16 protein-coding genes and 1 tRNA gene are annotated in these 17,290 nt (G+C 67.8%); 4 read left to right on the top strand and 13 right to left on the bottom strand.

The window, feature by feature from the left end:
* From AC3XYG_RS14320 to eno, 3 genes are all read right to left on the bottom strand, one after another.
* Window positions 1–224: thiamine pyrophosphate-dependent enzyme (locus AC3XYG_RS14320; RefSeq protein WP_489140512.1), on the bottom strand; the 224-nt coding region annotated here is incomplete at its 3' end.
* Between the two features lie 147 nt (window positions 225–371).
* Window positions 372–701: an FtsB family cell division protein gene (locus AC3XYG_RS14315; RefSeq protein WP_489140511.1), complete on the bottom strand. Its 330-nt coding sequence runs from the start codon at window positions 699–701 to the stop codon at window positions 372–374.
* Window positions 702–751: 50 nt separating this feature from the next.
* Window positions 752–2,032 carry a phosphopyruvate hydratase gene (gene eno, locus AC3XYG_RS14310; RefSeq protein WP_489140510.1) on the bottom strand — a complete coding sequence of 427 codons (1,281 nt, stop codon included), beginning with the start codon at window positions 2,030–2,032 and terminating at the stop codon, window positions 752–754.
* Between the two features lie 200 nt (window positions 2,033–2,232).
* Between eno and AC3XYG_RS14305 the strand changes: the two genes are divergently transcribed.
* Window positions 2,233–3,468 (top strand): class I SAM-dependent methyltransferase, encoded by a 1,236-nt coding sequence (locus AC3XYG_RS14305; protein WP_489140509.1) that lies wholly within the window; start codon window positions 2,233–2,235, stop codon window positions 3,466–3,468.
* A 102-nt stretch (window positions 3,469–3,570) separates the two neighbouring features.
* Here the strand turns inward: AC3XYG_RS14305 and kdsA are convergent, their stop codons facing one another.
* From kdsA to secG, 3 genes are all read right to left on the bottom strand, one after another.
* A complete protein-coding gene (gene kdsA / locus AC3XYG_RS14300; protein ID WP_489140508.1) occupies window positions 3,571–4,413 on the bottom strand; it encodes a 3-deoxy-8-phosphooctulonate synthase in 843 nt (280 codons plus the stop codon).
* A 25-nt stretch (window positions 4,414–4,438) separates the two neighbouring features.
* On the bottom strand, window positions 4,439–6,067 hold the full coding sequence (gene pyrG / locus AC3XYG_RS14295) for a CTP synthase (protein ID WP_489140507.1): 1,629 nt from the start codon (window positions 6,065–6,067) through the stop codon (window positions 4,439–4,441).
* Window positions 6,068–6,158: 91 nt separating this feature from the next.
* Window positions 6,159–6,485: a preprotein translocase subunit SecG gene (gene secG, locus AC3XYG_RS14290; protein WP_489140506.1), complete on the bottom strand. Its 327-nt coding sequence runs from the start codon at window positions 6,483–6,485 to the stop codon at window positions 6,159–6,161.
* Window positions 6,486–6,697: 212 nt separating this feature from the next.
* On the opposite strand from secG, the gene AC3XYG_RS14285 reads away from it, so the two are divergent.
* On the top strand, window positions 6,698–9,016 hold the full coding sequence (locus AC3XYG_RS14285; RefSeq protein ID WP_489140505.1) for a xanthine dehydrogenase family protein molybdopterin-binding subunit: 2,319 nt from the start codon (window positions 6,698–6,700) through the stop codon (window positions 9,014–9,016).
* 7 nt (window positions 9,017–9,023) lie between these two features.
* On the opposite strand, the gene AC3XYG_RS14280 is transcribed toward AC3XYG_RS14285, so the two are convergent.
* From AC3XYG_RS14280 to AC3XYG_RS14250, 7 genes are all read right to left on the bottom strand, one after another.
* On the bottom strand, window positions 9,024–9,929 hold the full coding sequence (locus tag AC3XYG_RS14280; protein WP_489140504.1) for a LysR family transcriptional regulator: 906 nt from the start codon (window positions 9,927–9,929) through the stop codon (window positions 9,024–9,026).
* A gap of 2 nt (window positions 9,930–9,931) precedes the next feature.
* Window positions 9,932–10,510: an NUDIX domain-containing protein gene (locus AC3XYG_RS14275; RefSeq protein ID WP_489140503.1), complete on the bottom strand. Its 579-nt coding sequence runs from the start codon at window positions 10,508–10,510 to the stop codon at window positions 9,932–9,934.
* Window positions 10,510–10,887 carry a hypothetical protein gene (locus tag AC3XYG_RS14270; protein WP_489140502.1) on the bottom strand — a complete coding sequence of 126 codons (378 nt, stop codon included), beginning with the start codon at window positions 10,885–10,887 and terminating at the stop codon, window positions 10,510–10,512. The genes AC3XYG_RS14275 and AC3XYG_RS14270 overlap by 1 nt, the downstream gene beginning before the upstream one ends.
* A 111-nt stretch (window positions 10,888–10,998) precedes the next feature.
* Window positions 10,999–13,074, bottom strand: a complete 2,076-nt coding sequence (locus tag AC3XYG_RS14265; protein WP_489140501.1) for a prolyl oligopeptidase family serine peptidase — start codon at window positions 13,072–13,074, stop codon at window positions 10,999–11,001.
* Window positions 13,075–13,256: 182 nt separating this feature from the next.
* Window positions 13,257–14,717 carry an IMP dehydrogenase gene (gene guaB / locus AC3XYG_RS14260; RefSeq protein WP_489140500.1) on the bottom strand — a complete coding sequence of 487 codons (1,461 nt, stop codon included), beginning with the start codon at window positions 14,715–14,717 and terminating at the stop codon, window positions 13,257–13,259.
* Between the two features lie 65 nt (window positions 14,718–14,782).
* Window positions 14,783–15,538: an RlmE family RNA methyltransferase gene (locus AC3XYG_RS14255; protein WP_489140499.1), complete on the bottom strand. Its 756-nt coding sequence runs from the start codon at window positions 15,536–15,538 to the stop codon at window positions 14,783–14,785.
* Between the two features lies 1 nt (window position 15,539).
* A complete protein-coding gene (locus AC3XYG_RS14250; RefSeq protein ID WP_489140498.1) occupies window positions 15,540–16,586 on the bottom strand; it encodes a Ppx/GppA phosphatase family protein in 1,047 nt (348 codons plus the stop codon).
* A gap of 191 nt (window positions 16,587–16,777) precedes the next feature.
* On the opposite strand from AC3XYG_RS14250, the gene AC3XYG_RS14245 reads away from it, so the two are divergent.
* Window positions 16,778–16,851 (top strand) — tRNA-Gln (locus AC3XYG_RS14245).
* Window positions 16,852–16,962: 111 nt separating this feature from the next.
* Window positions 16,963–17,290 (top strand): response regulator (locus AC3XYG_RS14240; protein ID WP_489140497.1); only part of this gene is annotated, 328 nt, incomplete at its 3' end.

The raw sequence follows: 17,290 nt of genomic DNA, 5'->3' as shown, positions 1-17,290 counted from the left end.
ATCTGCGCCGACTGGATGCCGACCACCACGGCCTCCTGGCCGATATAGAGATGGCAGAACCCGCCGATCAGTCCCATGCCATAGAGCTGTCCGGCCTTCTCCTCGAAGCGTCGGATCAGCAGCATGTCACGATAGTAGCGCAGCAACTCGTCCTTGCCGGCTACGGCAGGAGCGGCGGCTCCCGACGTCTTGTCCTGGGCAGGACGACGTTTCGTGGCGGCCACTGGACCCTCCCTCTAGAGAATGGCATCAGAGTTATTAGGCGCGCTTAGCATAGCCGCCACGCCCAGTGCTACCGCGCATGAGCGGAATTTGCAAGGCGCAGGACGATGACGATTCGGCCGCTGCGGCAACGGGCGTCGCCGCGGAAATTATTGGGCCGGCGCGGGGGTGGTTTTCGGATAGAAAATGACGACTTCGTCGGGCTTGGCCACATTCAGCATCGCCCGCGCGCGTTCGTCCAGCATGTCCAGGTCGACCTGCTTCGGATCGATCAGCGCCGCGCGCTTCTCCATTTCCGTCCGCTGGGTCGTCAGCGTGTCCAGCGTCGACTGGGCCTGGGCGATCTCACCCTGCAGGGCATCACGGGCAAAGATGCCGTGATCGCCCCGGATCGCATGGTAGGTGAAATAGGTGATCAGGCAGACGCCGATCACCGGCCCGATGACGGGTCGCAATTTCCGCCTGATATAGCGAAACATGCTCATGCGACTAAATCACCATAGGTCGGGGTCGGCGTCAATTCCGAGGGCTAACGACGGCGGAACACGGCCCTTCCAGCGTAGCTGGCGGCGCGGCCGAGCTGTTCCTCGATGCGGATCAGCTGATTGTACTTCGCGAGTCGGTCGGACCGGCTGAGCGAACCGGTCTTGATCTGCCCGCAATTGGTGGCGACGGCAAGGTCGGCGATGGTCGCATCCTCGGTCTCGCCGGACCGGTGCGACATGACCGCGGTGTAGCCGGCCTTGTGCGCCATCTCCACCGCCTGCAGCGTCTCGGTCAGGGTGCCGATCTGGTTGACCTTGACCAGGATCGAATTGCCGATGCCGCGGGAAATGCCCTGCGACAGGCGCTCCGGGTTGGTGACGAACAGGTCGTCGCCGACCAGCTGGGTGGTCTTGCCCAGTGCCGCGGTGATCGCGGCCCAGCCCTCCCAGTCGTCCTCGGCCATGCCGTCCTCGATCGAGACGATCGGGTAGCGCTTGGTCAGGTCCTCGTAATAGGCGACGAGGCCGGCGCTATCGAGGGTCTTGTTCTCCCCCGCCAATACGTAGCGGCCGTCCTTGTAGAACTCGGACGAGGCGGCATCGAGCGCCAGCACCACGTCCTCGCCCGGCTTGTAGCCGGCCGCCTCGATCGCCTTGACGATGAAGCCGAGCGCCTCGTCGGCCGAGCCGAGATTGGGGGCGAAACCGCCTTCGTCACCGACATTGGTGTTGTGGCCGGCATCCTTCAGCTTCTTGCGCAGGGCGTGGAACACCTCCGCCCCGGTGCGCACAGCCTCGGCCAGGGTCGGCGCGCCGACCGGCAGGATCATGAACTCCTGGATGTCGATCGGGTTGTCGGCATGGGCGCCGCCGTTGATGATGTTCATCAGCGGCACCGGCAGCGTGCTTGCATAGGCGCCGCCGACATAGCGGTACAGCGGCAGGCCGGCATCGTCGGCCGCGGCCTTGGCGACGGCCAGGCTGACGCCGAGGATGGCGTTGGCGCCGAGCCGGCTCTTGTTGGCGGTGCCGTCCAGCTCGATCATCGTGCGGTCGAGCGCGATCTGGTCTTCGGCGTCGAGGCCGGTCAGCGCGTCATAGAGCTCGCCATTGACGGCATCGACCGCCTTGGTGACGCCCTTGCCGCCATAGACCGACTTGTCGCCGTCGCGCAGTTCGACCGCCTCATGGGCGCCGGTCGAGGCGCCGGACGGCACGGCGGCGCGGCCGAAGGCGCCCGAGTCGAGGGTGACATCGACCTCGACGGTCGGGTTGCCCCGGCTGTCCAGGATCTGGCGGGCGTGGATGTCGACGATCGCGGTCATGGTCGGTTGCCTCTGCTGCGCGCGGATGATAGGCGGGAATCGGGCGCGGCCAGACTGTGCTGCGGCCCGGAAAATGCAAGGATTTTTACCTCTGCGCCTACGGTAATGCTCTCATCCGCGAATTGTGGCGGGTGCATGTTGAAACTGCGGCAATTTGGGGAGTAGCCTCGCCACAAAAGTGCAAAGCTGAAGGTGCCGAGATGCGGCTATTGTCCCACATGCTGTCGCGCTTCGTTCAAGCCGGGCGTCTGCGCGTCACCGACGCGGGTGGTGTGGTCTATGACTTCCCCGGCAAAGCGCCGGGCCCATTCGTATCGGTCCGACTTCATGACCCCGGCTTGCCACGCAAGCTGTTCCTGGCGCCGGCACTCGCCGTCGGCGAAGCCTATATGGACGGAACGCTGACCTTCCAGGACGGCACGACTCTGTCCGACCTGTTCGCGCTGTACGGGCACAATTACAACGCGCTCGACGGCTATCCGCTGCAGACGCTCGCCCAGAAAATCGGCCGGCGGCTGAGCCGGCTGCAGCAGTACAACCCGATCGGCAAGGCGCAGGAACACGTCGCGCATCACTACGACCTGTCGCGCGAGCTGTTCGAACTCTTCCTCGACGAGGACATGCAGTACTCCTGCGCCTATTTCGGCGAAGGGGTGCGGACGCTCGAGGACGCGCAGACCGCCAAGAAGCGCCACATCGCGGCAAAGCTGCTGCTCGACGGCGCCCGCAACGTGCTCGACATCGGCAGCGGCTGGGGCGGCATGGCCATGACCCTGGCCGAGCTGGCGCCGGTCGAGGTGACGGGCGTGACTCTGTCGGTCGAGCAGCAGAAACTGTCCGAGGAACGCGCCCGGAAACGCGGCCTGTCCGAGCGCGTAAAGTTCGAGCTACGCGACTACCGTCTGCTCGACCAGCGCTTCGACCGGATCGTGTCGGTCGGCATGTTCGAGCATGTCGGCGTCACCTATTACGACGAGTTCTTCGGCAAGGTGCGCGAGCTCCTGGCCGAGGATGGGGTCATGCTGCTGCACTCGATCGGGCGGATGCAGCCGCCGGGCACCACCGGCGCCTGGCTGCGTAAATACATCTTCCCGGGCGGCTATGCGCCGGCCCTGTCGGAGGTGCTGGCCGCGGTCGAGCGCCAGGGTCTCTGGGTCACCGACATCGAGATCCTGCGCGTCCACTACGCCGATACGCTGGCGGCGTGGAACGAGCGGTTCCAGGCCCAGCGGGAGCGCATCGCCAAGCTCTACGACGAGCGCTTCTGCCGGATGTGGGAGTTCTATCTGCTGGCCTGCGAGAACGAGTTCCGCCTGGGCGGCTGCATGGTGTTCCAGATCCAGCTGGCCCGGAAGCGTGACGCCGCCCCGTTCACCCGCGACTACATCACCGACACCGAGCGCCGCTACGCCACCCTGGCCGCGGCGGCGGAATAGTCAACGCGTCCCTGCCCTGTCATCCCCGCGAAAGCGGGGATCTCTTTCCAGACTGACGGGGGAGATTCCCGCTTTCGCGGGAATGACGGCGTGTCGGCCGAGTCAGATCCGGACCGGGTCGGCTTTGGCGATGCGGTCGATCGCCAGCAGCGTGGTCAGCAGCGCTTCGAGCTTGTTGATCGGCACCATGTTGGGGCCGTCGCTCGGGGCGTTGTCGGGGTCCTGGTGCGTCTCGATGAACACGGCGGCGACGCCGATCGAGACGGCGGCGCGGGCCAGCACCGGCACGAATTCGCGCTGGCCGCCCGAGCTGGTGCCCTGCCCGCCCGGCTGCTGCACCGAATGGGTTGCGTCGAACACCACGGGATAGCCGGTCTGGGCCAGGATCGGCAGCGCGCGCATGTCGCTGACCAGGGTGTTGTAGCCGAAGCTGACGCCACGCTCGGTCAGCAGGATCTTGTCGTTGCCGGTGCTGGCGATCTTCGACGCGACGTTCTTCATGTCCCAGGGCGCGAGGAACTGGCCCTTCTTGACGTTGATCGTGCGGCCGGTGGCGCCGGCGGCGAGCAGCAGATCGGTCTGGCGGCACAGGAAGGCCGGGATCTGCAGGATATCGACCGCCTCCGCCACCCGCGCGCATTGCGCCGCGTCGTGGATGTCGGTCAGAACAGGGCAGCCGAACTTCTCGCGGATCTCGGCCATGATCGGCAGGCTCTTGTCCATGCCCAGGCCACGCTGGGCCGAGGCCGAGGTCCGGTTGGCCTTGTCGAAGGAGGTCTTGTAGACGAGGCCGATGCCGAGCCGGCGGGTGATCTCGACCAGCGCCTGGCTCATCTCCAGCGCGTGCTCGCGACTCTCCAGCTGGCACGGCCCCGCGATCAAGGTCAGCGGCCGGTCGTTGGCGAAGGCGACATTGCCGACGGTGACGGTGCGGGCTGCGGTCATGATCTCGATTCCTCGGGTGCTCTGCTCAGACCAGGCGGCTCTGCTCGATCGCCGCGCGGATGAAATCGGTGAACAGCGGGTGCGGCTCGAACGGCTTGGACTTCAGCTCCGGATGATACTGCACGCCGATGAACCAGGGATGGTTCGGCAGTTCCACGATCTCGGGCAGCACGCCGTCCGGCGACAGGCCGGAGAAGAACAGCCCCGCCTGTTCCAGCCGCTCGCGGTAGTTGATGTTGACCTCGTAGCGGTGGCGGTGGCGCTCGCTGATCTCGGTCACGCCGTAGATCTCCTGCACCCGGCTGCCGGGCACCAGCGCAGCGGGATAGGCGCCGAGGCGCATGGTGCCGCCGAGATCGCTGTCGTTGCGGCGGGTCTCCAGCGAATTGCCGCGGGTCCACTCGGTCATCAGCCCGACCACCGGCTCGTTGGTCGGGCCGAATTCGGTGGAGTTCGCCGCCGGCATCCCGGCCATGTGGCGCGCCGCCTCGATCACCGCCCTCTGCCTGCCGAAGCAGATGCCGATATACGGGACGTTGCGCTCACGCGCGAACTGGGCCGCGCGGATCTTGCCCTCAGCCCCGCGCTCGCCGAAGCCGCCGGGCACCAGGATGCCGTGGACATGCTCGAGATGGGACACCGCATCCTCGGATTCGAAGATCTGCGAATCCATCCAGTCGAGCTTGACCTTGACGTTGTTGGCGATGCCGCCATGGGTCAGGGCCTCGGCCAGGCTCTTGTAGCTGTCGATCAGCGAGGTGTACTTGCCGACGACGCCGATCGTGACCTCGCCCTCCGGCGCGCGGACGCGCTGGACGATGCCGGTCCAGCGCGACAGGTCCGGCGTCTCCGGCTGCTCGATGCCGAAATAGGCCAGGACCTGATCGTCGAAGCCTTCCTCGTGATAGGAGATCGGCACGTTGTAGATGGTGTCGACGTCGAGGGCGGCGATCACCCGTTCCGGCCGGATGTTGCAGAACAGCGCGATCTTGCGCCGCTCATTGGCCGGGATCGGCCGGTCGGCACGGCACAGCAGCATCGCCGGCTGGATGCCGACCGACAGCAGCTCCTTGACCGAATGCTGGGTCGGCTTGGTCTTCAGCTCACCCGCCGCCGGGATGTAGGGCAGCAGCGTGACGTGCAGGAACAGCGCGTTCTCAGGCTCGACCTCGTTGCCGAACTGGCGGATCGCCTCGAGGAATGGCAGGCTCTCGATATCGCCGACCGTACCGCCGACTTCGCAGATGATGAAGTCTTCGTCGGTGATGTCCGAGCGGATGAATTCCTTGATCGCGTCGGTGATGTGCGGAATCACCTGCACCGTGGCGCCGAGATAGTCGCCACGGCGCTCACGCGCGATCACGTTGGAATAGATCTTGCCGGTGGTGACGTTGTCGCTCTTGCGGGCGGATACGCCGGTGAAGCGTTCGTAATGGCCGAGGTCGAGGTCGGTTTCCGCCCCGTCATCGGTGACGAAGACCTCGCCGTGCTGCGTCGGGCTCATCGTGCCCGGATCGACGTTGAGATAGGGGTCGAGCTTCCGGAGCCGGACTTTGAATCCCCGCGCCTGAAGAAGTGCCCCGAGTGCTGCTGCGCCCAGTCCCTTGCCAAGCGAGGAGACCACGCCGCCGGTAATGAAGATGTACCGCGTCATGGAATTGTACCCTATCCCAGATTCGTCCAGCCAAAAACAACGAGGCGGCCCGTGGCCCGGGCCGCCTCGACATGACAGATATGCCGACGGGTTATTCCGAGGTGGGAACCGTCGGCGCCGCCGGCGTGGTGCTGGCCGGTGCGGATTGCGTCGGCGCGCCCGGCTGTTCGGTGACGATCGCGGAGCCGGACCGGTGTGCGCCGGCCAGGATCGCCAGGACGATGCTCGTGACCATGAACGCGCCGGCCAGGATGGCGGTCACGCGGGTCAGCAGGTTGGCCTGGCCGCGGATCGAGACCAGCCCGCCGCCACCGCCACCGCCGATGCCCAGGCCACCGCCTTCGCTCCGCTGGATCAGGATCACCCCGATCAGGGCCACTGCGATCAGAACGTGGATGACGAGCAAGACCTGCTGCAAGGGGCACCTGTCGACAAACGAAAAAGGCCGGCTGCGCCAAGCAGCCGGCGATGGCGTCTATGTAGCGAAGACGGTCCCCCATTGCTAGCCCCGTCGCTGGTCCGCGCACCGCAGTGATGCAATTAGGCGCGGTTATTGTCCGACATGGCATTGACGCTCAGGGCGTCCACATAAGATCCTAACCTGATTCACGCGTGTGGGAGGAAAAGATCATGGCGACCAAGTTCGGCATCGGGCAGCCCATGCGTCGCAGCGAGGATCCCCGCCTTCTGATAGGTGGCGGCCGCTACACGGACGACATCTCCGCCCCCGGCCAGGCCCAGGGCATTTTCCTCCGCTCCCCCTTCGCCCATGCCGAGATCCGCAGCCTGGACACCACGGCCGCGGCGGCCATGCCGGGCGTGATCGGTATCGTCACCATCCGCGACCTCGACGCCGACGGCATCGGCGAGCTGAAATGCTACGCCACGGTGAAGAACAGCGACGGCTCGGACCAGGCGCTGCCGCCGCGGCCGATCCTGGCCCGCGGCCGGGTCCGCCATGTCGGCGAGCCGGTGGCGCTGGTCGTCGCCGAGACGATCGAGCAGGCCAAGGACGCCGCCGAGGCGATCGAAATCGAATACGAGGCGCTGCCCGCCGCGGTCGACCCGGTGCGGACGCTGACCGATCCGGCGATCTGGGACGAAGCCCCGGGCAATGTCTGCTTCGACTGGGAGTTCGGCCAGAAGGATCAGGTCGAATCGCTGTTCGCCGGGGCGGACCGGGTGATCCGGCTCGACCTCGTCAACAACCGGGTGGTGGCGTCGCCGATGGAGCCGCGCTGCTGCCACGCCGACTGGGACGCGACCGACGAGCGATTCGTGCTCTATGTCGCCTGCCAGGGCGTGCATCTGCTGCGCGACATGCTGGCCGACGACATCTTCAAGCAGCCCAAGGACCGCTTCCTGATCCGCAGCACCGATGTCGGCGGCGGCTTCGGCATGAAGATGTTCATGTACCCGGAGTATCCGGCGACCCTCTACGCCGCGCGGAAATTCGGCCGGCCGGTGAAATGGACGTCGGAGCGGACCGAGGCCTTCATCAGCGACGACCATGGCCGCGACAACGTCACCACGGTCGAGCTGGCGGTCGACAAGGATGCCCGCTTCCTGGCGCTGCGCGTCGACATGATCGCCAACATGGGTGCCTATCTCTCGAACTTCGCGCCCTATATCCCGACCAATGCCGGCGGCGCCCAGATGCTGAACGGCCTCTACACGCTGCAAGGCGTGTATGAGCGGGTGCGCGGCGTCTTCACCAACACCCAGCCGGTCGACGCCTATCGCGGCGCCGGGCGGCCCGAGGCGTCCTACAATGTCGAGCGCATGGTCGACCATGCGGCGCGGGCGCTGGGCATCGACCCGATCGAGCTGCGGCGGCGCAACTACATCCCGCCTTCGGCGATGCCCTACGCCACGGTCACCGGCGTCACCTACGACAGCGGCGAATTCACCCGCAACCTCGAGGAGGCGGCGCAGGTCGCCGACTATGCCGGGTTCGAGCAGCGCCGGCGCGAATCGGCAACCCGCGGCAAGTATCGCGGCCTCGGCATCGCCACCTATGTCGAGGCCTGCGGCGGCGGCCCGGACGAGAATGCCGACATCAGGGTCGGCCGCGACGGCGCGGTGACGATCTTCATCGGCACCCAGACCAACGGCCAGGGCCACGAGACGGCCTACAAGCAGATCATCGGCGAGCATCTCGGGGTCGAGCCGGACCGCATCACAGTGGTCCAGGGCGACACCGATCTGGTCCGCACCGGCAACGGCACCGGCGGCTCGCGCTCGGTGCCGGTCGGCGGCGCCGCGGTGCAGGACGGGTCGATCCGGATCCGGGAGAAGGCCAGGCTGCGCGCCGCGGATCTGATGGAAACGGCGGCGGTCGACATCACCTTCGCCGATGGGCGGTTCAGCGTGGTCGGCACCGACAGGTCGATGACCCTGGCCGAGATCGCGGCCCAGGGCGAGGCGGAGATCGCGTTCGAGGAGCGCGGCGGCTTCACCCCGCCGGCGGCGACCTTCCCCAACGGCGCCCACCTCATCGAGATCGAGATCGACGGCGACACCGGTGCGCTGGAGATCCTGCGCTACACCGTGGTCGACGATTTCGGCCGGGTGCTGAACCCGCTGATGGTCGCCGGCCAGGTCCATGGCGGCATCGCCCAGGGCCTGGGCCAGGCGCTGTTCGAGAACACCGTCTTCGACGGCGAGAGCGGCCAGCTGCTGTCCGGCTCGTTCATGGATTACGCGATGCCGCGGGCGGTGGATCTGCCCTTCGTCGCCTTCAAGTACAACGAGATCCCCTGCACCACGAACCCGCTGGGGCTGAAGGGCGCCGGCGAGGCCGGGGCGATCGGTGCGCCGCCGGCAGTGATCAACGCCATCGTCGACGCGCTGTCGCCGCTCGGGGTCGAGCATGTCGACATGCCGGCGACCAACCAGAAGCTGTGGCAGCTGATCCACGACCACGGGCAGCGCCAGGCCGCGGAGTAACCTCGGGTCAGCCCGCCTCGCCGCCGAGAGCCGCCTGCTCCCGGCGGAACAAGCGGGCCAGGGCCTCGGCCACGGCACGGACGCCACGGTCCTGCCGCAGAGTCTCGTGCAGCATCAGGTAGACCTCCTCGGTCAGCTCTGGAACGGGCTCACCGAGGCGCAGCAGCCGGTCATCCCCGTCGCCGAGGAAGCAGGGCAGCAGCGTGACGCCGAGCCCGTCGGCCACGGCACGATGGCGCAGGAACACCTCGCCCAGGCGGCACAGGATGGTGCCCTGGTCCGCCACCGCATCGAACCAGGCCGATTGCGACGGCGACCGCTCCGGCTCCGGCAGGCCGATGAAGTGCAGCCCGGCGAGGCTGCCGCCCCCCTCCAGCCCGTGACGCCGGGCATAAGCCCGCGACGCATAAAGCGCGAAGGCGATGCGGCCGATCCGGCGGGCGGCCAGGTCGCCCTCTTCCGGCACCCGGCGCATCCGCAGGGCGATGTCGGCCTCACGCCAGGCGAGGCTGGCCTGGGCGCGTGAATTGCCGATCGCGATCATGCGGCCGCTTTCGGCCAGCAACGCCTGCAGATGCCCGGTGACGAACAGCGCCACCGAACTGGTGGCGGTGATGCGGACCGGCTCGGCCTCGGTGGCGACGGCCTGGCGCAGCCGCCGGACCAGGGCCCCCGCCCCCTCCTCCATACCGGCGGCAGCCTCGACCAGCGCCTGGCCGACCGCGGTCAGCTCCAGGCGATTCGGCAGCCGTTCGAACAGCCGGGCGCCGGCCAGCGCCTCCAGCGACTTCAGGTGCCGGCCGACGGTGGGCTGGCTGAGCTGCAGCCGGCGTGCGGCCTCGGTCAGGCTGCCGGTCCGGGCGACGGCCAGAAAGATGCGGATGTCGTCCCAGTCCGGCTCGCCAGTGGCCACGCTCAGCTCAAAAGTCGATTCAGCTGGGCGTATTGCAGCAGGAGAATGGTCTTGCCGTCCATGATCTCGCCGCGCTCGACCATCGCCAGCGCTTCCGCTAGCGTCGGTTCCAGCAGCTCGATGTCCTCGCCCTCGGCGACCAGCCCGCCGCCGCCGGAGACCTTGTCCGCCGGGCTGTAGGCGGCAACGAAGAACACCAGCCGCTCGGTCACCGAGCCCGGGCTCATGAACGCCTCGAACACCCGGCGCGGCGCCGCAATACGGGTGCCGGTCTCCTCCTCCGCCTCTTGCCGGATGCAGGTTTCCGGGTCGCGGTCGTCGAGCAGCCCGGCGCAGGCCTCGATCAGCGGCGCCGGGTGGCCGTTGACATAGGCCGGGAAGCGGAACTGTCGGGTCAGCAGCACGCGGCCGCGTGCCGGGTCGTACAGCAGGATGACGGCGCCGTTGCCGCGGTCGTAGGTCTCGCGGTTCAGGGTCTGCCAGCTGCCATCCTGGCGCTGGTAGTCGAAGGTGGTCTTCTTCAGCACATACCAGTCGTCGGACAGGGTCTGCACGCTCTTGATCCGGATCCGGTCCTGCATCACGCGGCTCCCGGAACGTCTTCGAGACGCCGATAGACCGGCCGCCCCGCCTGCTCGAAGATCGCGACCATCGCATCGGCGCCCACCGAGGCGCCGCCGATGCGCAGGCAAACGTCGCAGCGCCGGGCCAGCCGCTCACCGACCGGGTGGAAGATCTCGTCGAAGACGGCGTCGCCGATGCCGCCGGACCCGGCGGTCTCGACCAGCGGCAGGGCCTGCGCCTCACCGGTGACCGGCAGATGGCCGGCCCGGAACAGGTGCAACGCAGCCTGGTTCATCGCCCGCATGTTGGCAGCGATCCGCGCCGGGTCGTCGCCGGTGCCGGACCGGTACGGGCCGGCCACCAGGATCATCAGGGGGTAAGATGGTGACGCCAAGAGACCTCCGCAGGCGCTGTTCACGCGAAGGCGGCATCATCGTCGCGGCCTGGCCGCGCGGGAGCACGACAGAACTGAATGGCGATCATTCAGCTCTGTCGTGCTGAAACCTCAGCCCTGCAGCTTCTCCCGCAGGAAGGCGTGGATCAGGGCCTGGTTGAAGGCGGTCTGCGCGTTGTTCGCGGCGGCACCGTGACCGCCCTCGATGTTCTCGTGATAGAGCACGTCGGCGCCCATCGCGATCATCTTCGCCGCCATCTTGCGGGCATGGCCGGGATGGACCCGGTCGTCGCGGGTCGAGGTCAGGAACAGCACCGGCGGCGTCGCGACGCCGTCCCGGAGGTTGTGGTAGGGCGAGATGCCCTGCAGGAACGCCCAATCCTCCGGCTTGTCTGGGTCGCCGTATTCCGCAACCCAGGAGGCGCCGGCGAGCAGCTTGGTGTAGCGCTTCATGTCGAGCAGCGGCACGGCGCAGACCACGGCGCCGAACAGTTCGGGGTACTGCGTCAGCATGTTGCCGACCAGCAGCCCGCCATTGCTGCCGCCCTCGATGCCGAGATGCGGCACCGCGGTGATGCCGCGCGCGACCAGGTCGCGCGCCACCGCAGAGAAATCCTCATAGGCGCGCGGCCGCTGGTCGCGCAGCGCCGCCTGGTGCCCGCCCGGGCCGTATTCGCCGCCGCCGCGGATGTTGGCGACGACATAGACGCCGCCGCGCTCGAGCCACAGCCGCCCTTCACCCGGGACGTAATGCGGCAGCAGCGGCACCTCGAAGCCGCCATAGCCGGTCAGCAGCGTCGGCGCATGGCCGTCGCGGACCAGGTCCTTGGCAGCGACCACGAAATACGGCACCCGCGTGCCGTCGGCCGAGATCGCGAAGTGCTGTTCGACCGCGAAGCCGGAGGCGTCGAAGAAGGCCGGCCCCTGCTTCAGCGCTTCGAACCCTGATTTGCCGGCGATGCCGCGATACAGCGTGTCGGGGTCGAGGAAGCCGGAGGCGAGCACCAGGATCTCGTCATCCTCATGCGGCGTGGTGCCGACATAGGCGATGGTCGCCGCCTCGGGCAGGCCCTGCAGCACCTGGCGCGCCCAGCCGCCGTCCCCCGGCGTCAGGATCCCCACCCGGCTCTTCACATCGTCCAGGATCTGCAGCACGAGGTGATGGCGGGTGCCGGAATAGCTCGATAGCGCCGTGGTCTCGCTCGGCTCGAACAGCACGGACAGCGCGCGGTCGCCGGCCATCCAGTCGTCCAGCCGGGCGGCCAGCAAGGCACCACCGGCATAGGTATGGCCGCCAACCGTCCACTCCGTCCGCGGCGTGACCAGCAGCCATTCGCCATGGGTGCTCGCCTCGGCATGCTCCGGCACGTCGATCAGGCGCAACTCGCCACCGGCGCCGACCAGGAACAGCTGGCTGGTGTAGAAATCGATCCGGCGGGCGACGAAGTCGCGCTCGAAGCCGGGAAAGGCGTCGTGGAAGGCATCGACCGCGAGGTCGTCCTCCTGCCCCTCATAGACCGTCTCCGCCGCGGCCAGCGGCACGCCGCGGCGCCACTGCTTGACGATGCGGGGATAGCCCGATTTGGTCAGCGACCCCGGGCCGAAATCGGTGCCGACATAGATCGTGTCGGCATCCTTCCAGCCGAACCGGCTCTTCGCCTCCGGCAGGGCAAAGCCATCCGGCACGAAGGCCAGGGTCTCCAGGTCGAATTCCCGGACGACATGGGCATCGGCACCGCCGCGCGACAGGGCGACCAGGCAGCGCCGCCAGGACTCGCCCGGGCCGGGCTCCAGGCAGTCGGCGCCATGCCAGACCCAGTTCTCGCCCTCGGCCTCGGCCACAGCGTCGAGATCCATCAGGATCTCCCACTCCGGCTCGGCCGCACGGAAGCCGGCCAGGGTGGTGCGGCGCCAAAGGCCGCGCGGATGGGCGGCATCGCGCCAGAAATTGTAGTAGCGGTCGCCGCGGCGGACGACATGCGGGATCTTGGCCTCGGAATCGAGGATCTCCAGCATCTGTCCGCGCATGCGCTCGAAATCCGGCGTGCCGGCAAGGCGCGCCAAGCTCTCGGCATTGCGGGCCCGGACCCAGTCGAGCGCCGTGGCGCCATCGACCTCTTCGAGCCAGAGATAGGGATCGTCCGAATCCTGGGTGCCCATGTCGACCTTGCCGGGTTGCGGGAGCAATAGGTCAGCACCATAAGGTGGGCTGCGGGCCGGGGCCAGTGTCGCTGGCTTGACCAGATCGCGTCCCATTGTCCTTCCCTGTCATGCCCGGACTTGATCCGGGCATCCAGAGATTGTCGACAGCCTCTGGATTGCCGGGTCAAGCCCGGCAATGACAGCAAAAGGAAACGGTTAAGGGCCGCTCAGAGACCCGGACGGTAGTTCGGCGCCTCGTGCGTCACGGTGATGTCGTGCACATGGCTTTCGCGCAGGCCGGCATTGGTGATGCGCACGAATTCCGCCCGCTGGTGCAGGTCCGGGATGGTGCGGCTGCCGGTGTAACCCATCGCCGCCTTCAGGCCGCCCACCAGCTGGTGGATGACGTTGGCGGCCGGCCCCTTGTACGGCACCCGGCCCTCGACGCCTTCCGGCACCAGCTTCAGCGTGTCCGACACCTCCTGCTGGAAATAGCGGTCGGCCGAGCCGCGCGCCATGGCGCCGAGCGAGCCCATGCCGCGATAGCTCTTGTAGGAGCGGCCCTGGTACAGCACCACTTCGCCCGGCGCCTCGTCGGTGCCGGCGAACAGCGAGCCGAGCATCACCACGTTGGCGCCGGCGGCGATGGCCTTGGCCAGGTCGCCGGAGTATTTGATGCCGCCGTCGGAGATCACGGGGATGTCCAGCTTCCGGCAGACCTCGACCGCGTCCAGCACCGCGGTCAGCTGCGGCACACCGACGCCCGCGACCATGCGGGTGGTGCAGATCGAGCCCGGCCCGATGCCGACCTTGACCGCATCGGCCCCGGCGTCGATCAGCGCCTTGGCGGCATCGGCGGTGGCGACGTTGCCGGCGACGATCTGGGTCGAGTTCGACAGGCGGCGTGCCCGCTCCACGCTCTTCAGCACGCCTTCGGAATGGCCGTGCGCCGTGTCCAGCACCAGCACGTCGACACCGGCATCGAACAGCGCCTCGGCGCGGGAGATGCCCTTGTCGCCGGTGCCGGTGGCGGCGGCGGCGCGCAGCCGCCCCTGCTCATCCTTGCAGGCGTTGGGGTGCAGCTGGGCGCGGATGATGTCCTTGACCGTGACCAGGCCGATGCAGCGGTAATCCTGGTCGACGACCAGCAGCTTCTCGATCCGGTTCTGGTGCAGCAGGCGCTTGGCCTCAGCCTTGTCGACGCCTTCGCGGACCGTGACCAGGCCCTCCTTGGTCATCAGCTCGCGCACCGGCTGATTCGGGTTGGTGGCGAAGCGGACGTCTCGGTTGGTCAGGATGCCGACCAGCTTGCCACTGTCCTCGACCACCGGGATGCCGGAGATGCCGTGCCGGTCCATCAGCGACAGGGCCGCGGCCAGGGAGGCCTCCGGGCCTATGGTGATCGGGTTGACCACCATGCCGCTCTCGAAGCGCTTCACCTTGCGCACTTCTTCGGCCTGGCGCTCGATATCGAGATTGCGGTGGATGACGCCGAGGCCGCCGGCCTGGGCCATCGCGATCGCCAGCGGGGCTTCGGTCACCGTGTCCATGGCGGCGGAGAGCAGCGGAATGCCCAGCTCGATCCGCTTGGTCAGCCGGGTCCGCGTGTCCGCGTCGGCGGGCAGGATCGACGAAGCCTGCGGCACCAGCAGGACGTCATCGAAGGTCAGGGCATCGCGGAACTGCATATGGGGCTCCCAAAGCGTGGAAGCGCCGCAATATAGCCCTGGCCGTCCGGTTGTGAAGCGCGGATCTAGGGGGCCTGCTCTGCGCCGGAAAGATCGGAGGTATCAGACGTCGCCTTGCGGAAATCGGTGGCGACGATATAGACCTCGGAGCTGTCCTGCCGGCTGGCCGCCGGCTTGACGTGCCGGACCTTGGCGAAGTGACGTTTCAGAATATCCAGAAGGTCCTTCTCCGCCCCACCCTGGAACAGCTTCGCAACGAAGACGCCGCCGGGCACCAGCACGTCGACCGCGAAGTCGACCGCGACCTCGGCCAGTGCCATGATTCGCAGATGGTCGGTCATGGTGTGGCCGACCGTCGGCGCCGCCATGTCGCTGAGCACGATGTCGGCCGGGCCGGCCAGGGCCTCTTTCAGCCGGGCCGGCGCCTGCGGATCCAGGAAGTCCATCTGCATCACGGTCGCGCCCGGCACCGGGGCCATGCCGAGGATGTCGATGCCGACCACCTTGCCCTGCGGTCCGACCCGCTCCAGCGCCACCTGGACCCAGCCGCCCGGGGCGCAGCCGAGATCGACCACGCGCATGCCGCGGCGCAGCAGCTGCAGCTTGTCGTCGAGCTGCAGCAGCTTGAACGCCGCCCGCGAGCGATAGCCCAGGCGCTTGGCCTCGGCGACATAGGGGTCGTTGAGCTGGCGTTCGAGCCAGCGGGTCGAGGACAGGGTGCGGGTCTTCGCGGTCTTCACGCGCACGCTCAGGCCACGGCTGCCGCGGCCGCTCGGCCCACCGCTTTTCTGGCCGATACCCGGCTTCTTCGGAGTCTTCATCTCACCCGGATGGCTTTGCGGCCCGGCGCCGCTGCGCCTCCGCCAACAGATCGAACAGGATGCCCTCGCGGACGCCGCGGTCGCCGACCCGCAGCCGGCCGACCGGCCAGGTGTCGCAGATCGCCTCGAGGATGGCACAGCCGGCCAGGACGAGATCGGCCCGGTCGCGGCCGATGCAGGGATAGGCCGACCGGGCGGCATAGTCGAGCCCGAGCAGCATATGGCTGGCCGCGCGCGCATCGGCGAAGGACAGGGTCGTGCCGTCGACCTGGGACCGGATGTAGCGCGGCAGGCCGAGATGCACCCCGGCCAGCGTGGTCACGGTGCCGGAGGACCCGATCATCTGCATCCGGCCCTGCTCGATCAGGCCGCGCAGGTTGTTGCGGGCCTCGAAATCGGCCAGGGCCGCCAGGGTGACCGCGCTCATCGCCGCATAGGTCTCGGCCGAGACCTGGTGGCCACCATGCAGCTCGGCCAATGAGACGACGCCGAGCGGAATGCTGAGGGCATCGAGCGTGACCGTGTGCCCGGCCGAATCGATTTCCAGCCAGGTCAGCTCGGTCGATCCGCCGCCGATGTCGAAGATGATCGCATGCGGCACTGTGGGGTCGAGCAACGGCGCACAGCCTGCCGCGGCCAGCCGCGCCTCCTCCGACGCCGGAATCATCTCGAGGTCGAGCCCGGCCTCGCGCCGCACCCGGTCGCGGAAGGCGGGGAAATTGGCGGCCTGGCGGCAGGCTTCCGTTGCCACCACCCGCGACAGCACGACGTTCTGACGCCGGATCTTGGCGGCACAGATGCGCAGGGCCGACAGCGTCCGCTGGATCGCCTCGGGCTGCAGGCGGCCGGTCGCGCCGACCCCCTCGCCCAGCCGGACGATGCGGCTGAAGGCGTCCACCACCTCGAATCCATCCGCCGCCGCGCGTGCGATCAGCAGCCGGCAGTTGTTCGTGCCGAGATCAATCGCCGCGTAAAGCGGCTCCGCCCTTGGCGTCCGACGTCGATCGCCGGCCGCGGTGGCCTTGGTAAGTGCGATCGACTCCACCACCGATATTCCTTCCATGGCCCGTCCGTCTGAATTCGAACGGCGCCTCCATCCCTTTCATGGAACTGTAGCGCAGCCACGGCCAAAGAGGAAATGTCGCCACCGTCGCATCCGTTTCGGGGCATGACGGCCCGCTGTGAACGGAACCCTTTACACGGGCGGATCGCTGGGGTAGACACCCTCCCGCCGGCTGCTGGGGGATCGTCTAGTGGTAGGACAGCGGACTCTGACTCCGCCAGCCTAGGTTCGAATCCTAGTCCCCCAGCCAAACACCCAGCCGGTCATCGACCGAGGCCCCGCCGCAAGCGGGGCTTTTTCTTTTGTGGTCCCGGCCATTGCGACGCTTGACGCGGGCCCGCCCCGGTGGCGCTGTGGCGCCATGCGATTGCTCCTGGTCGAAGACAATGCCGAGCTGGCGGAATGGCTCGCCAAGCTGCTGCGGCGCGACAACTACACCATCGACTGCGTCGCCGACGGCGAGGACGCCGACCATGTCCTCAGCGTGCAGGACTACGACCTGGTCATTCTCGACCTGACCCTGCCCAAGCTGGACGGGCTGCAGGTGCTGCGGCGGATGCGCCGCCGCGGCAGCCGGACCCCGGTGATCATCCTGACCGCCAATGCCAGCCTCGATGGCCGTGTGACCGGGCTGGACGAAGGCGCCGACGACTATCTGGCCAAGCCGTTCGAGATCGCCGAGCTGGAGG

The sequence above is a fragment of the Inquilinus sp. genome, from assembly GCF_057815775.1.
Note: the sequence above shows the minus strand (reverse complement) of the source record. Positions and strands in the feature narration are given on the sequence as shown.

What these genes read in the sequence shown, in the direction of transcription:
- AC3XYG_RS14255 (WP_489140499.1), bottom strand. Translation starts at nt 15,538, where the DNA reads ATGAAGACTCCGAAGAAGCCGGGTATCGGCCAGAAAAGCGGTGGGCCG.
- AC3XYG_RS14305 (WP_489140509.1), top strand. Translation starts at nt 2,233, where the DNA reads ATGCGGCTATTGTCCCACATGCTGTCGCGCTTCGTTCAAGCCGGGCGT.
- AC3XYG_RS14275 (WP_489140503.1), bottom strand. Translation starts at nt 10,510, where the DNA reads ATGCAGGACCGGATCCGGATCAAGAGCGTGCAGACCCTGTCCGACGAC.
- pyrG (WP_489140507.1), bottom strand. Translation starts at nt 6,067, where the DNA reads ATGACGCGGTACATCTTCATTACCGGCGGCGTGGTCTCCTCGCTTGGC.
- eno (WP_489140510.1), bottom strand. Translation starts at nt 2,032, where the DNA reads ATGACCGCGATCGTCGACATCCACGCCCGCCAGATCCTGGACAGCCGG.
- AC3XYG_RS14285 (WP_489140505.1), top strand. Translation starts at nt 6,698, where the DNA reads ATGGCGACCAAGTTCGGCATCGGGCAGCCCATGCGTCGCAGCGAGGAT.
- AC3XYG_RS14315 (WP_489140511.1), bottom strand. Translation starts at nt 701, where the DNA reads ATGTTTCGCTATATCAGGCGGAAATTGCGACCCGTCATCGGGCCGGTG.
- kdsA (WP_489140508.1), bottom strand. Translation starts at nt 4,413, where the DNA reads ATGACCGCAGCCCGCACCGTCACCGTCGGCAATGTCGCCTTCGCCAAC.
- guaB (WP_489140500.1), bottom strand. Translation starts at nt 14,717, where the DNA reads ATGCAGTTCCGCGATGCCCTGACCTTCGATGACGTCCTGCTGGTGCCG.